Origin of the sequence: Actinomadura sp. NPDC048021, assembly GCF_040653135.1 — a bacterium.
Taxonomy (GTDB): Bacteria; Actinomycetota; Actinomycetes; order Streptosporangiales; family Streptosporangiaceae; genus Spirillospora; species Spirillospora verrucosospora.
The window spans coordinates 116,757-131,635 of the sequence record NZ_JBEZJQ010000002.1; the positions used below are offsets into that span (position 1 = coordinate 116,757).

Annotated in this window: 15 protein-coding genes and 1 pseudogene; 8 read left to right on the forward strand and 8 right to left on the reverse strand. The window is 72.3% G+C overall.

Translation table 11 applies throughout. From position 1 onward, the window contains the following. Positions 1-29: 29 nt before the first annotated feature. From AB0C87_RS03760 to AB0C87_RS03780, 5 genes are all read left to right on the forward strand, one after another. Positions 30-1,172: a low temperature requirement protein A gene (locus AB0C87_RS03760; RefSeq protein ID WP_345171391.1), complete on the forward strand. Its 1,143-nt coding sequence runs from the start codon at positions 30-32 to the stop codon at positions 1,170-1,172. Then, complete coding sequence (gene purB / locus AB0C87_RS03765; protein WP_353831917.1) at positions 1,165-2,475, forward strand: adenylosuccinate lyase; 1,311 nt, start codon at positions 1,165-1,167, stop codon at positions 2,473-2,475. Before AB0C87_RS03760 ends, purB begins: the two co-directional genes overlap by 8 nt. 8 nt (positions 2,476-2,483) lie before the next feature. Then, complete coding sequence (locus tag AB0C87_RS03770; protein WP_345171395.1) at positions 2,484-3,272, forward strand: MOSC N-terminal beta barrel domain-containing protein; 789 nt, start codon at positions 2,484-2,486, stop codon at positions 3,270-3,272. A 269-nt stretch (positions 3,273-3,541) separates the two neighbouring features. Next, positions 3,542-4,828, forward strand: coding sequence for a UDP-N-acetylglucosamine 1-carboxyvinyltransferase (gene murA / locus AB0C87_RS03775; RefSeq protein WP_345171831.1), 1,287 nt, complete (start codon positions 3,542-3,544; stop codon positions 4,826-4,828). An 880-nt stretch (positions 4,829-5,708) separates the two neighbouring features. After that, positions 5,709-7,037, forward strand: coding sequence for a transcriptional regulator (locus AB0C87_RS03780; RefSeq protein WP_345171397.1), 1,329 nt, complete (start codon positions 5,709-5,711; stop codon positions 7,035-7,037). Between the two features lie 55 nt (positions 7,038-7,092). On the opposite strand, the gene AB0C87_RS03785 is transcribed toward AB0C87_RS03780, so the two are convergent. Beyond that, positions 7,093-7,896 (reverse strand): SDR family NAD(P)-dependent oxidoreductase, encoded by an 804-nt coding sequence (locus tag AB0C87_RS03785; protein WP_353831916.1) that lies wholly within the window; start codon positions 7,894-7,896, stop codon positions 7,093-7,095. 101 nt (positions 7,897-7,997) lie between these two features. On the opposite strand from AB0C87_RS03785, the pseudogene AB0C87_RS03790 reads away from it, so the two are divergent. Further along, positions 7,998-8,120 (forward strand): annotated as a pseudogene (locus AB0C87_RS03790) (helix-turn-helix domain-containing protein); the annotation flags it as partial. A gap of 36 nt (positions 8,121-8,156) precedes the next feature. Next, the gene (locus AB0C87_RS03795; RefSeq protein WP_345171401.1) at positions 8,157-8,606 is read left to right on the forward strand and encodes a hypothetical protein; all 450 of its coding nucleotides are present in this window, start codon (positions 8,157-8,159) and stop codon (positions 8,604-8,606) included. Positions 8,607-8,665: 59 nt separating this feature from the next. On the opposite strand, the gene hisC is transcribed toward AB0C87_RS03795, so the two are convergent. The 7 genes from hisC to AB0C87_RS03830 form a co-directional block, all read right to left on the reverse strand. Next, on the reverse strand, positions 8,666-9,745 hold the full coding sequence (hisC, locus tag AB0C87_RS03800; RefSeq protein WP_353831915.1) for a histidinol-phosphate transaminase: 1,080 nt from the start codon (positions 9,743-9,745) through the stop codon (positions 8,666-8,668). Between the two features lie 38 nt (positions 9,746-9,783). Next, positions 9,784-10,077: a DUF6401 family natural product biosynthesis protein gene (locus AB0C87_RS03805; protein WP_345171405.1), complete on the reverse strand. Its 294-nt coding sequence runs from the start codon at positions 10,075-10,077 to the stop codon at positions 9,784-9,786. Positions 10,078-10,134: 57 nt separating this feature from the next. Continuing rightward, positions 10,135-10,809 (reverse strand): NUDIX domain-containing protein, encoded by a 675-nt coding sequence (locus AB0C87_RS03810; RefSeq protein WP_179831702.1) that lies wholly within the window; start codon positions 10,807-10,809, stop codon positions 10,135-10,137. A gap of 77 nt (positions 10,810-10,886) precedes the next feature. After that, a complete protein-coding gene (locus AB0C87_RS03815; protein WP_360576398.1) occupies positions 10,887-12,233 on the reverse strand; it encodes an SPFH domain-containing protein in 1,347 nt (448 codons plus the stop codon). Between the two features lie 141 nt (positions 12,234-12,374). Further along, positions 12,375-12,557, reverse strand: a complete 183-nt coding sequence (locus AB0C87_RS03820; RefSeq protein ID WP_345171410.1) for a hypothetical protein — start codon at positions 12,555-12,557, stop codon at positions 12,375-12,377. 115 nt (positions 12,558-12,672) lie between these two features. Then, the gene (locus AB0C87_RS03825; RefSeq protein WP_360576400.1) at positions 12,673-13,386 is read right to left on the reverse strand and encodes a hypothetical protein; all 714 of its coding nucleotides are present in this window, start codon (positions 13,384-13,386) and stop codon (positions 12,673-12,675) included. A gap of 52 nt (positions 13,387-13,438) precedes the next feature. Then, positions 13,439-14,110: a lysophospholipid acyltransferase family protein gene (locus AB0C87_RS03830; protein WP_345171414.1), complete on the reverse strand. Its 672-nt coding sequence runs from the start codon at positions 14,108-14,110 to the stop codon at positions 13,439-13,441. Positions 14,111-14,521: 411 nt separating this feature from the next. On the opposite strand from AB0C87_RS03830, the gene AB0C87_RS03835 reads away from it, so the two are divergent. Further along, complete coding sequence (locus AB0C87_RS03835; RefSeq protein WP_345171416.1) at positions 14,522-14,872, forward strand: STAS domain-containing protein; 351 nt, start codon at positions 14,522-14,524, stop codon at positions 14,870-14,872. The last annotated feature ends 7 nt before the right edge of the window (positions 14,873-14,879 follow it).

Here is a 14,879-nt window from a genome sequence, read left to right on the forward strand (position 1 = left end):
TGATTACACAGATACAAGGCAGGTCAGGCATGGCATCACCTTCGCCCGCGGGCGAGGAGGTCTACCGCGTCACGACGCTGGAGCTCTTCTTCGACCTGGTGTTCGTCTTCGCGGTGACCCAGCTCAGCCACGTCCTGGTCAAGGAACTGAACGCGCTGGGCCTGGCCCAGGTCGTGCTGATGTTCGGCGTCCTGTGGTGGATGTACGGCGGCTACGCCTGGCTGACCAACACCCTCACCCCCACGACGGCGGGACGGCGCCTGCTGCTCCTGGTCGGGATGGGCGGGTTCTTCATGGTCGCCCTGGCCACCCCGACGGCGTTCAAGGGCGGCGGCGTGCTGTGGGGCCTCGGGTACCTGGTGCTGGTGCTCGCCCATGTGACGCTGTACGCGCAGGACAACCCGAACATCCTGCGCGTCCTCCCGGCCAACCTCCTCGCGGCGGCGCTCATCATCGTCGCCGGGATCCTCGACCACGGGCCGGCCGTGTACGTGCTGTGGACGCTCGCGCTCGTCGTCCCGATCGTCCAGCCGTACATCGTGCCGGCGGGCGGGCTGTTCACCATCCGGGCCGCGCACATCGTCGAGCGGCACGGGCTCCTCGTCATGATCACCATCGGCGAGTCGGTGATCGCGGTCGGGGCGGGCGCCGAGCACGCCCACCTGGACCCGGGCCTGGTCGTCGCCGTGCTGCTCGGGCTGGCGCTCGCGGCGGCCGTCTGGTGGAGCTACTTCGCCAGGGACGACGAGCGCGCCGAGGAGTCGCTGGCCGCCGCCGACGACGTGCGCCGCACGCAGATGACGATGTTCGGCTACTTCTACGCCCACATCCCGCTGGTCATCGGGATCATCGTCGCGGCGGCCGGCATGGGGACGGCCGTCGGGCACGCCTGGGACGGCCTGCACGCCGGCCCCGCGCTCGCGCTCGCCGGCGGCGTCGCGCTCTACCTGGCGGGCGACGCGGCGTTCCGCCGGGCCGTGCGCATCGGACCGTCCCGCATCCGGCTCGGCGCCGCCGCGGCCGCGCTCGCCGTCACTCCGCTGGGCCTCTGGGTGGCCGCCGCCGAGATCACCGCCCTCGTCCTGGTGGTCGCCGCCGCGCTGGCGCTGGAGCACGCGGCGACCCGGCCGGACGCGGCGGTTCCCGGCCTGGGACAATCGTCGGGTGATTGAGCGCTACACCCTTCCGGAGATGGGACGCGTCTGGAGCGACGCGCACAAGTACGAGCTGTGGTGCCAGGTGGAGGTCCTCGTCGTCGAGGCCCACGCCGAGGCCGGCACGATCCCGCCGGAGGTGGTGGAGCCGGTGCGCAAGGCGCCGCCGCCGACGCCGGAGGCCGTGCACGCCATCGAGGCCGTGACGCAGCACGACGTCATCGCCTTCCTGTCGGCGTGGGCGGACAACACCGAGCCGCGGGAGGCCGCGCGGTTCGTCCACTTCGGCATGACGTCGTCCGACCTGCTCGACACGGCGCTCGCGCTGCAGCTGGTCGAGGCCACCGACATCCTGCTGGAGAAGGCGGACGCGCTCGTCGCGACGCTGCGCGACCACGCGCTGGCGCACCGGGCGACGCTGCGGGTCGGGCGCACGCACGGCATCCACGGCGAGCCGGACGTGTGGGGCCACCGCGTCGCCGACTTCGCGTTCGCCATGGCCCGGTCCCGCGACCGGCTGCGGCGCGCCCGCGAGGCCGTGGGCGTGATGGCGATCTCCGGCGCGGTCGGGACGTACTCCAACATCGACCCGGCGATCGAGCTGCACGTCGCGCGCAAGCTCGGCCTGAAGGCCGCGGACGTGTCGACCCAGGTCGTCCTGCGCGACGGGATCAGCGAGTGGGTCTCGTCCCTGGCGATCATGGCGACGGTGTGCGAGGCCATCGCGCTGGAGGTGCGGCACGGGCAGCGCACCGAGGTCCGGGAGCTGTGGGAGCCGTTCGGCAAGGGCCAGAAGGGCTCGTCGGCGATGCCGCACAAGAAGAACCCGATCATCTCCGAGCGGCTGGCGGGGATGGCGCGGATCGTGCGGGCCCAGATCGTCCCGGTGCTGGAGGGCATCCCGCTGTGGCACGAGCGCGACATCTCGCACTCCTCCACCGAGCGGATCGCGCTGCCGGACGCCTCCATCGCGCTCGACTACATGCTGAACCTGACGAACCGCCTCATGTCCGGGCTCGTGGTGGACGAGGCGCGGATGCGGGAGAACCTGGACTCGACCGGCGGCCTCATCTACACCTCGACCGTCCTGCTGGAGCTGGTCGAGGCGGGCATGTCGCGCGACGACGAGGCGTACCCGCTCGTCCAGAAGGCCGCCATGGCGACCTGGGAGACCGGCACGCCGTTCCGCGAGACGCTGCGCGCGCACGCCGCGGAGGCCGGCCTCACGCTGGACGAGAAGCGCCTGGACGAGGTGTGCCGACCGGAGCGCTTCGTGGCGCGCCTCGGCCCGATGTTCGACCGCCTGACCGCTCTCAGTTAGGAGGGGCCGTGCAGGGGACCCTGACCGAGCTGAACGTCTACCCGCTCAAGGGCGGCGGCGGGACGGCGCTGCGCAGTGCGGAGCTGACCCCGCGCGGCCTGCCGTTCGACCGCGAGTTCATGCTGGTCACCCCCGAGGGCCGCTTCCTGTCCCAGCGCGACCACGCCCGGATGGCGCTGATGCGCCCGTCCTACGACGGGACGGTCCTCACGGTGGACGCCCCCGGCGCCTCGCGACTCGTCCACAAGGCCGCGGACGAGGGCGAGGTGCGGGAGGTCTCCGTCCAGCGGTCGCAGTGCCGGGGCGTCGACCAGGGCGACGAGGCCGCGGCCTGGTTCGGCGACCTGCTCGGCGCCGGCTGCCGCCTCGTGCGCTTCACCGGCCTGCGTCCGACGGCCCGCGGCGGCGGCGAGGTCATGTTCGCCGACGGCTACCCGCTCCTGGTCATCTCGGCCGAGTCCCTCGCCGACCTCAACGCGCGGCTGGACGAGCCCCTCCCGATGAACCGGTTCCGCCCGTCCCTCGTCGTCGAGGGCCTCGGCCCCTACGGCGAGGACGAGGTGCGCCTGCTGCGCGTCGGCGAGGCCGTCATCGAGATGGTCAAGCCGTGCACCCGCTGCGTCGTCACCACCACCGACCAGCGGACCGCGGAGCGCGGCCGTGAGCCGCTGCGGACGCTCGCCTCCTACCGCACCCGGGACCGCGGAATCCAGTTCGGCCAGAACTGCGTCCCGCGCGTCCTCGGCACGCTCAGGGTGGGCGACCCGGTCGAGGTCGTGGCCCCCCGCACCGAATGATGATCTTCAAAACCCCGGCGGCGGGGGGCCGCCGCCCCTAGGCTCGCCGGGGGAATTTCCTCAGGGAACGCGAACCTTTGGCGTGTTCCGGAAGTCTCAACGAGCAGACTGACGCCCGCGGGGCCCGGGCCGGACGCCACACCTCCGGCCCGATGGTTTACTGGGGTCGCGTCGGCAGCGGGGGGACACCGTCAGGCACGCTCGGCCCTCGTGCTCCCAACTGGATCGCACACGCAACCGCACCCGAGAGGAAGTTAGGCGGCATGAGCATGGGCCACGAGGTTCGCTACCGCATGCGCGGCGGCCGGCAGCTGCACGGCACGGTCTTCATCCAGGGCGCGAAGAACGCCGTCCTCCCGATGATCGGCGCCTCGCTGATGGCCTCCCGGGGACGCACCGTGCTGCGCAACGTCCCGATCATCGAGGACGTGCGGCGGGCGGTGGAGCTGGCGCGGGCCATCGGCGCCAAGGCCGAGCTGCACGAGACCGAGCGCACGCTGGTGATCGACGCCTCGACGCTGAGCAGCCCCGTGCTGCCCGCCGAGATCGCGTCCCGGTTCCGCGGCTCGTTCCTGTTCGTCCCCGCCCTGCTGCACCGTTTCGGCGAGGCGGTCATCGAGGGCGTCGGCGGCTGCAACCTCGGCAGCCGCAACCTGGACTTCCACTACAACGGCTTCAAGCGGATGGGCGCCACGGTCACCGAGCACGTGGCCGACAACGGCGACGGCATCATCCACATCAAGGCCGGCGACCTGCGCGGCGGCACGCTCTACTGCGACACCCCCTCGCACACCGGCACCGAGAACCTGATCATGGCGGCGGCGCTGGCGCACGGCACCACGCTGATCAAGAACGCGGCGCTGGAGCCGGAGGTGCTGGACAACATCGCCATCCTCCAGGCGATGGGCGCCCGGATCAGCGGCGGCGGCACCGGCTTCATCACGGTCGAGGGCGTGGACGAGCTGACCGCCGTCGAGCACACCGTGATGCCCGACCGGATCGACGCCGGCGTGTTCGTGATGGCCGCCGCGATCACCGGCGGCGACCTCAGCCTCGTCGGCGCCTCGCTGGAGCACCTCGGCGTCGCCGCCGACAAGCTGGAGCAGATGGGCGTGGAGTTCCACCAGCAGGGCGCCGTCCTGCAGGTGCGCCGCGACCGGACGCTCCGCCCGATCAACGTCATCACCGACGAGTACCCGGGCTTCGCCACCGACCTGCAGTCGCCGATCATGGCGGTGTCCTGCCTGGCCGAGGGCCCCTCCTACATCTACGAGCGGATCTTCGACGGCCGGTTCAAGCTGGCCGGCGAGCTGGCGAAGATGGGCGCCGACATTGAGGTGGACGGCAACCGCGCGAAGGTCAACGGCCCGCGCGGCCTGCGCGGCGCCGAGGTCGAGGCGCACGACCTGCGCTGCGGCAGCGCCCTGGTGCTGGCCGGCCTCGCCGCCGAGGGCGAGACCACCATCACCTCCGCCTACTACCTCGACCGCGGGCACGCGCACACGGCCGAGCGGCTCTCCCAGCTCGGCGCCGAGATCGTCCGCGAAGTCGGCTAGCGCCGGGCGCACTCGCGGCACGGCGCCATCCGAACCGCGGCGCGGCGCCATCCGAACCGCGCCGCCGCGCCGTCCGAAGCTCAGCGCCGCGCGTCCGGTCGCCGTTGGTCGATCGGCCGAATGTGGCCTCGGGCCTGACCAACTCCTGGTTGATCCCTGACGAGCCGAGTAACGGTCCCCGGCAAATCCGTTGAGCCGTGCGTTACCGCGCGGTTACGCACGGCTCGGACGGAGCTTCCTTACCGGTCGAACGCCGACTCTCTGACCTGCGAAGTCATGCGTGGAACGGTCCGATTCGACCGGACCGTAACGCGGTAAAAATTCACCAACCGCCCCCGATCACGCGCTCTGGACGGATCACTCGTCTTTCCGGAGCAGGCGAGATCGGGTCGCCTGATTTCGGCCGCCGCGTAAACCAAACGGACACCGCAGGGGTCCCTCCAGTACGTAGGAGCGTCAGGAAGGGGCCCTCGCCATGGTTTCGGGTCTTGTTTTTCAACTTCGGACATCCGAAGATGCAGGATCAAGGCTGGCCGATTGGTGACAAATTACTGACCAGGGGGTCGCGTAGGTTACTTTTTCGCCGCACTCTTGATTCGATTTCGCGTCTGGGTGTCACATCGCGTCGCCCTGACCCGATCTGCCAGCTAGAAGGAGATCCTCTCCGCTTCGCCGAGGCGGGTGGGAGCTCGGGCAAGACGGCCCTCCTCCACTTTCCGGAGGCGGGTTCGCGGGAAGTCGAATCGCACGGGAAGTGCGGGTGCTGGGTCAGAAGGCAGGGGCGTCAAGCCATGAGTCAACCGTTGGGCGGAACGTGCGCGATCAGATGGCCGGGGCGGTGCCCCCGCCGAGAGGCCGGATGGGAAGCGAGCGATCATCGATGACGGCGGCGCGAACGGGGTCCGTCACCCCCGACCTCACGATCGGGGTCGTGGGCCCCCACGACCTCGTCGAACGGGTCATGCTCATGGGCCACGGCCCCACACCCGTACCGAGCAGGCTGGTGGCCGCCGCGTACCGCGACGAGCAGGAGGCGGCCGACAAGGTCGTGCGCCTCGGCTCGGGCGTGGACGTGTGCCTGTTCGCCAGTCCCGTCCCGTACGACTTCGCGCGCAAGGCCGGCGTCCTGACGATGCCCGCCACGTACGTGCCGCTGAACGGCGCCGCCCTGCAGGGCGCGCTGCTGCGGGCGTCCCTCGACGAGCGCTTCGACCCGTCCCGGGTCAGCATCGACGTGCTCGGCCGCGCCGAGGTCGAGGAGGCCTACTCCGAGATCAGCCTCGGCACCGAGCAGGTGCACCTGCGCGAGGAGGCCGCGGGCCCCGGCACGCTCGCCGCGTTCCACGAGCGGCTCTGGCGGCGCGGCGCCACCACCGTCGCGATGACCTGCGTGCACGCGACCGCCGAGCGCATGGAGATGGCGGGCGTCCCGACCATCCGCGTCCGGCCGACCGGCGCCGCGATCCGCAGCTCCCTGCAGACCGCCGCGCTCCTCGGCGCCCACCACCGCCTGGAGGAGTCGCAGCTCGTCGTCGTGCTGGTGGACGTCCCGACCCTCCGCGAGACCCCGCGCCGCGTCACCCCGCGCTACTGGCGCGACGAGCTGAAGCTGGCCCTGCACCGGGTGCTCCTCCAGGAGGCGCACCGGATGAACGCCTCCGTGTGGCCCGTCGACGACCACAGCTACCTCGTCATCGCCACGCGCGGCTCGGTCACCGCGTCCACCGAGGGCTTCCGGACGCCGCCGTTCGTCGAGCGCGTCCGCGAGGAGCTCGGCCTGGCCATCGAGGTCGGCATCGGCATGGGCCGCACGGCCCACGAGGCGGAGAACCACGCCCGCGCCGCGTTGGCGCGCTCCCAGAGCTCCCAGCGGGCGCAGGGCTTCGCGCTGGACCGCGACGGCCGCGCGCTCGTTCCGGCACCGCGCACGCCGCCGCGCACCCAGCCGCAGGCCAAGCCGAAGGGCCTGGAGATCCTGGCCCGGCTCGCCGACAAGCTCGGCGACCAGGAGCAGCCCCTCATCGTCGACGCGGAGAACGCCGGCAAGATGCTCGGCGTCACGCCCCGCACCGCCCGCCGCCTCCTGCGCACGCTGGTCGAGGAGGGCCTCGCCTGGCCGCTCCCCCCGAACCGCACCCCCCAGCCGGGCCGCCCCCGCCAGCTCTACCGCCTGATCGTGGAGAAACTCGGCCCGGCCAAGGCCGGCTGACCACGACGCGAGCGTGTACCGGCTCGTCCGGCCGTATCGCGGTCCCCTCCGCTCGTCACCGCCGCGGTACGAGAACGCCGCCGGTGTCGATGCGCCGGGCGGCGACGGAGGCGACCAGACGTCCGATGACCGGGAGTTCGAGCGGGAGGAGCGAGTAGGCGGGGTGCACGACGCGCCGCCTGCCGCTCTTCAGCGCCCGGACGGTCGCCCGGGCGACCGACTCCGGCGGGACCGGCGGCGGTGTCCTGGTCGGCGCGCGCCAGGGAAGCCGGTCGACGTCCCGCAGGGGCGTGTCGGTGGAGCCCGGCACGACCTCCAGCACGCGGATCGGGGTATGGCGCAGTTCGTGCCGGAGTGAGCCGGTGGCCTGCGCGAGGGCCGCCTTCGCGGCGCCGTAGTAGCCGAGCAGCGGCAGCGGGACGGCCTGCACGGTCGACGTGACGTTGACGATCGTGCCGCTCCCGGCCTCGCGCATCCCGGGCAGGACGGCGGCGGCCAGCGCCAGCGGGGACCAGAAGTTCGTCTCGAAGCTCGCGCGGGCGCTCTCGTCGTCCCCGAGGTCGGCCTGGGCCTCGACCAGGCTCACTCCCGCGTTGCTGACGAGGACGTCGATGCCGCCGAGGGCGTCCCGCGCACGGGCCGCCAGGTCCGCGGCGGCACCGGGCACCGACAGGTCGCAGGCCAGCACCGTCGGCACCGGGTGCCCCCGCTCGCCGATCTCCGCCGCCAGCGCCCGCAGCTCTCCCTCCCGTCGCGCGGCCACGGCGAGCCGGGCGCCCTCGGCGGCGAGCGCGAGGGCGAGGGCGCGGCCGATGCCGCTGGACGCGCCGGTGAGCAGGATCCGTGCCGCGGAGATCATCGCACCCTCCTTGACTGATTATCAATCAATGCGGGATCGTAGGCAGCGCCAGGGCGGAACGTCAACCACCGGAGGCGGCCATCGACAGAAGAGCGGCGCTCATCCGGGCCGCCGGTGAGCTGTTCACCGAGCGCGCCTACGACGAGGTCACGACCAGCGAGATCGCCCGGCGGGCCGGCGTCGCCTACGGGCTGATCGCCCACCATTTCGGCAACAAGCGGGGCCTCTACCTGGCCACCGTCCGGGCGGCCGCCGACCGGGTGCGCGCGGTTCGCGACGCTCCGGCGGGCGGCGCGTCACCCGGTGAGCGGATCCGCGCCACGATCGACCGCCACATCCGCTTCATCGACGACAACGCCGCCGGGTACCTCGCTCTCATGCGCGGCGGGATCGGCTCCGACCCCGAGGTCCACGCGCTCGTGGAGGAACTGCGCTGGGAGGGCGCCGAGCGGATCCTGCGCGCACTGGGCGCGACCGGCCCGGTCCCTCCCGTCCTGCGCAGCACCATGCGCGGGTGGGTCGGTTACCTCGACGAGCTCATCATCGACCACCTCGCGCACCACGACGTCCCCCGCTGGCAGCTGGTCGAGCTGGCGGTGGCCGCGCTCGCCACCGCGCTCCAGACGGCCGAGAGCCTCGCCCCGGGCACGGGCATCGACGTCGAGACCGCCGCGGCCGCGGCCCGGAGCCCCGGCCCCCGGCCCGGCTGACGCCGGAGCGAGGACGTGCTCCCGGCCCCGACGAACCGGGCCGGGCGCGCCGCCGACGGTCAGTTGCGGTGGGGGAAGGAGCTGGCGACGGTGAGGAAGGCGTCGTTCTCCTCGGGGGAGCCGATGGAGACGCGGGCGCCCTCGCCGTCGAAGGGGCGGACGCTCACGCCGTGGGCGTCGCAGGCGGCGGAGAACTCCATCGTGCGGTCGCCGAGGCGCAGCCACACGAAGTTCGCCTCGGTGGGCGGGACCGTCCAGCCGTCGGCGAGGAGGGCGGCGCGGACGCGGTCGCGCTCCTTCACCGTGCCCTCGACGCGCTCCATCAGCTCGTCGGTGGCGTCCAGGGACGCGATGCCGGCGGCCTGCGCGACGGAGTTCACGCTGAACGGCAGGAACGTCTTGCGGATGGAGCCGGCGACGAGCGGGTGCGCGACGAGGTAGCCGATGCGCAGGCCCGCCAGGCCGTAGGCCTTGGAGAACGTGCGCAGGATCGCCAGGTTGGGACGGTCGCCGTAGAGGGTGAGGCCGTCCGGGACGTCGTCGTCGCGGACGTACTCGCGGTACGCCTCGTCCAGGACCACCAGGCAGTCGGCGGGAACGCGGTCGAGGAGCTCCTCGATCTCGGCGCGGCCCACGGCGGTGCCGGTGGGGTTGTTCGGGTTGCAGACGAAGACCAGCCGCGTCTTCTCGGTGATGGCGTCCGCCATCGCGCGCAGGTCGTGGGTCTCGTCTCGCAGGGGCACCTGGACGCTCGTCGCGCCCGACAGCGACACCAGCAGCGGGTACGCCTCGAACGACCGCCACGCGTACACGACCTCGGCGCCCGGCTCGGCGACCGCCTCCAGCAGCATCTGGGTCATCCCGACGGAGCCGCAGCCCACCGCGACGTGGTCGGCGGGGACGCCGCAGAACGACGCGATCGCCTCGGTCAGCGCGGTCGCGTTGTTGTCCGGGTAGCGGTTGATGTTGCGCGCCGCCTCACCGATCGCCTCGACGACCGAGGGCAGCGGCCCGTGCGGCGACTCGTTGGACGACAGCTTGAACGAGCGCCCCTCGGGCGACACCACGACCTTGCCGGGCTTGTAAGCCACGAAGCGGTCGAGAACGGAGCGGAAGCGGGGTGTGGGTGCCTCGGACACCGTTGTCCTCCAGATTGCACAGGGGTGATGGGCCCAGCCTACGCAGCGTTCCTCATCATCCAGCAAACGGCCACGATCCGGACGAACTCCCAGTCCTGGGTGTCCTGCGGCCACCAGCCCCGGTTGAAGGCGTCCTCCGCGAAGCCGTGCAGATAGCCCATCAGCTCGTCGGCGCCGGGCGGTTCGCCGGGCGCGCCGAGCTCGTCGCGGAGGCTGGCCACGTGCTGGTCGACGGCCGCCGCGAGGCCCGGGGAACCGGCCATCTCCGCGACGCCCGCCTCACCGATGTCCCGGACGAGCAGGCCGAGCACTTCGGGCGAGTCACCGTTCATAGGGGGTGAAACTAGCAACGGTCCGGCGCTGCTCGGAACATCACCCCAGGTAAAAGCTCATCCGCGCGGCCTCAGCATGGGCGGCCGCAACTGCTCGGCATCGCCCCGGCGGTAGAGGCGCGCGGGGCGCCCTCCGTCGCGGGTCGTGGTCTGGTCGGTCGGGATGAGGAACCGGTCGGCGCCGGTCACCTTCCGGTGGAAGTTCCGCGGGTCGAGGGTGGTGCCCCAGACGATCTCGTAGACGCGCCGCAGCTCCGCGACCGTGAACTCGGGCGGGCAGAACGCCGCCGCCAGCGAGGTGTACTCCAGCTTCGCCCGCGCCCGCTCCATCCCGTCGCCCAGGATCCGCCGGTGGTCGAACGCGGCCCGGTCGTGGTGGAGGAGGTCGTCGACGGCCGTCCACAGCACCTGGGCGCGGCTGGAGGCGGGCAGGTCCGGCGCCAGCCCCAGGTAGGCGACGCTCACCACCCGCTGCCGGGGGTCGCGGTCCGGGTACCCATAGGTGGCGAGCTGCTCCAGGTGGATCCGCACGTCCGCGAGCCCCGCGCGCTCGGCCATCAGCCGGGCCGCGGCCACCGGCAGGTCCTCGTCGAGCTGGATGAACCCGCCCGGCAGCGACCACGCCCCCTCGTACGGCGGCCGGTCGCGCCGCCACCGCAGGGCGCACAGGCGCTGCTCCCGGACGGTGAGCACGACGAGGTCGACGGAGACGGCGAGCCGGGGCACGGGCATGCAACGAACTTAGCGGGACCGGCCCCCCGCTGACGCCAGGAAGGCCCGGCGGGGCCGGGCCTTCCGCGCATCGGCGCCTAGTCTTCCTTGGGGATCTCGACGGGGACGGTCGCGGCCGGGGTCCCGTTGTGGCCGTTGACTCCCGCCGGGGCGCTCTGGGAGTTCAGCCCGGCGAGCAGCTGGCGGGCGACGCCGAGGCCGGTGCCGCCGAGCGTGAGGGCCTTGGCGAGCATGTCCTCGACGCCCTGGGCGCCGTTCAGAACGACCATGTTGTCGACGTTGCCGAACACGCCCGCGCCCGCCTCGACGATCTGCGGCCACTGCTCGGCGAGCTGCTGGGCGATGACGGCGTCGGTGTTCTCCGCCAGCGCCTCCGCGCGGGCCTTGATCGCCTCGGCCTCGGCCAGGCCCCGGCGGCGGGTCGCGTCCGCCTCGGCCTCACCGATCAGCCGGATGGCCTCGGACTCGCGCTGCGCCTTGAGCTGGACCTCGGTCGCGGCGGCCTGGGCGTAGGAGATGCGCTCCTCGCGCTCGGCCTCGGCCAGCTTGACCTGCTCGTAGGCGCGGGCGTCGGCGGGCTTGCGGATCTCGCTCTCCAGCCGCTTCTCGGTGCGCTCGGCCTCCAGCTCGGCGTTGCGGGTCTCCTTGAGGATGACCTCCTGGCGCGCCTGCTGCGCGGCCTGCTGCACCTGGCCCTGGTACTCGGCCTTCTTCATCTCGGTGTCCCGGATGACCGCCGCGTTCTGCCGCTCGGTCTCCTGCTCGCGCTCGGTGGCCTCCTGGTTGCGCTCGGCCTCGGCGATGCGGGCGGCGGCGGCGACCCTGGCGGCGTGCGGGCGGCCGAGGTTGGTGATGTAGCCGGTCTCGTCGTCGATCTCCTGGATCTGGAGGGAGTCGACGACCAGGCCGAGCTTGCTCATCTCGTCGGCGGCCGAGCCGCGGGTCTCGGAGGTGAGGCGCTCGCGGTTGAGGATCAGGTCCTCGACGGTGAGGTTGCCGATGATGGAGCGCAGGTGGCCGGTGAACAGCTCGTGGATCGCGCCGTCCATCGAGTTCTGCTGCTCCAGGAAGCGCCGCGCGGCGTTGGCGATCGACACGAAGTCGTCGCCGACCTTGTAGATGACCACGCCGCGGACCTTGACCGGGATGCCCTGCTGCGTCACGCAGTTGACCTCCAGGTTCGCGGCGCGGCTGTCGAGCCGCAGGCGGCGCGCCGTCTGGAAGCCGGGCAGGACGGACGTCCCCTTGCCGGTCACGATCTTGAAGCCGAGGCTGTCCACGCCGTCGATCGGCTTGGACTTGGCGCCCAGCCCGGAGATGATCAGGGCCTCGTTCGGCTCGGCCACCCGCCACACCATCTTGAACAGCACGATCAGCACGATGATGGCGACGACGACGCCGATCGCAACGGCGATCACGGGCATACGGGCCTCCTCCTCCGGTCGGGCGGCCGGCCGAAGTGTCAGGCCCGTCCGCGTTTCCCATCAGACGCGGCGGAGGCGTGTCCGGTTCGGTCTGCGAACCGGAAGTTCACGTCCGCATCAGGCCAGGCCCGGCGGGACGCCTCAGCGGGCCAGCGCGGGCGCCACGTACACCGTCCGCGGCGGGTGGTACTCGACCACGACGACGATCGAGCCGACGCCGATCTCGTCGCGCGGGTCGACGGGATGGGCGTAGAACGCCTCCGAGCCGCCGCGAACCGCGATCATGACCTCGCCGACCAGCCCGGGCCCGATCCGGCCGGTCACCCGGCCCTCCTTACCGATCAAGGAAACCCCCTGGCCCGGTGCGCCCGGAGCCGTTCTCCGCGCCGCGTAAGGCGAACGCTATCCGCTGCGCCGCGGGGACGGCGAGCCGCGGGGCTCAGGACAGGACCCGGTCGGCCTGGGCCAGCGCCTCGCCCGCGAGGCGTTCGGCGTCGGCCCGCGTGGCGCCGGGCCCGAAGACCGTGATCGTGGCGAGGAAGCGGCGGCCCCGGAACACGACGTACCACGTGCGGGTGCTCGCGCCCCCGCCGACGGTGGCGACGCCGACGGTGGCGACGCCGACGGTGCGCGAGCCCTCGCCGATCTCCCCCTTCGGCGCCTCGGCCACCCTGTGCGCGGCCCAGGCGGAGCCGACCCTGGTGCGGAACCTCAGGCAGCCGGGAGGGACACGGGCGTTGACCTGCTTCTCCGCGTCGGCGGCGGGCATGCTCATGAGGGTCTCGGTCGCGGTCAGGCCGCGCTCGCCGGCGAACGAGACGAGCGCCGCGGGCACGCCGCCGGCCACGTCGCCGCCCGGACGGGACTTCCCGCAGGAGGGCTTGTCGAGGACGGCCTCCCGCTGGAGCCTGGAGGCGTTCTGGATGGCCTTCAGCGAGCCGTACTCGCCCCAGTCGGGCTCGCCCGCGCGCCGGTAGCCGGACGGCTGCTGGAGCAGCGCCTGCGCGAGCTGCGCGGAGGTGTAGCCGATGCCCGCCACCTCGGCGCGGGCGGTGCCGCGCACCTGGGTGGCGCGCTCGGCATCGCCGCCGCACGCGGTGGCCGCGACGGCCGTCGACAGCAGCAGCGTGACGGGGAGGAGCCTGTGCGCCATGGCGGCGACACTACGGCGCGAAAGGGGCGCACCGCCCCCGACGACACGCGGGTCAGCCCTTTTCGGCCCGCTCGTTGTACTCCGCGGCGTACTCCTGGCCGGACATCTTCTGGATCGTCTCGACGATCTCGTCGGTGATGGCGCGGCGGGCCTTGGCGGGCGGCAGGTCCCTGTAGTGGGAGAAGTCCATCGGCGGGCCGATCCGCACGGTGGGGCGCGGGCCGAACACGCGCGGGAACGCCGCCCCGATCGGCTGGATCTTCTCGGTGCCCTCCAGCGCGACCGGCAGGACGCGGGCGCCGGACTCCAGCGCGAGCCAGCCGATGCCCGTCCGGCCGCGGTAGAGGCGCCCGTCCGGGGAGCGGGTGCCCTCGGGGTAGATCGCGAACGCGCCGGCGTTGTCGAGCACCTCGGCGGCCTGCTCCAGGGCGCCCATGGCGGCCCGCCGGGCGCCGCGCCGCACCGGGACGTGGCCGAGGTTGGTGAGGAACCAGCGGACGAAGCGGTTCTTGAGGCCGCCGCCCTCGAAGTAGGCCGCCTTGGCGATGTAGGTGACCGGGCGCGGGACCGCCAGCGGGATGATGAAGCTGTCGATGAACGACAGGTGGTTGCTCGCCACGATGAGCGGCCCGTAGCTCGGCACGTTCTCGCCGCCCACGACCCGCGGACGGAAAAGCAGCCAGAGGATCGGACGCACCACGCGCGTCATGAACGTGTAGAACACCCAGCCTCCCGAATTTCGCCACAGCCACTGTAACCTCTGCACCGATCCGGGCCCCGGTCAGCATCCTCCTTTCCCGCCCCGGAGAGGGCCATAAATGGTCCAAGGCCTGGTCAAACGCCGGGTGGACGAGATTCGCGGCCATTCCTTACCGCCAAGTAAGTTTCTCTTCGGTAAGTTATTACCCCGTTTACCGGATCTCCCGGGAGGCACCCGGATGCCCCGGGCGCATCGTCAGGTACAGTCGGGACCGGGGAGCAGACGGGCGTCCGGGCCCTCGTTACGGTCCGGGAGCCGGGCGGGCGACCTGGTCCTTAACCCGGGAACTACTTGGAATGCGGGCACGCGTGCGCGATCCTGAGGAGTCACCTGAGATGGCCGGGGACCACCACCGGAGTGGGGCGTGAGGTGACGATGGACTTCGACATCAGCCTGATGCGGGACGACCGCTGCACGCTCGTCCGCGTCAAGGGCGACATCGACGTGGTGTCCCGCGCGCGCTTCGAGGAGGCGCTCTTCGAGGTCGTCGAGTCGGGCGAGCCGATGGTCGTCGACATGCGCGAGGTCACGTTCTGCGACTCCACCGGCCTGAACGCCATCGTCGCCGCGAACCGCCGCGCCGGCGAGCACGGCACGCACCTCGCGCTGGTGGCGCTGCCGCCGCGCGTCCAGCGGGTCTTCCGCATCACCGGGATCGACAAGTTCATCCCGATCCACGAGACGCTGCGGGAGGCCATCGTCGCCTTCCCGTCCACCACCCCGTAGGCCCGGC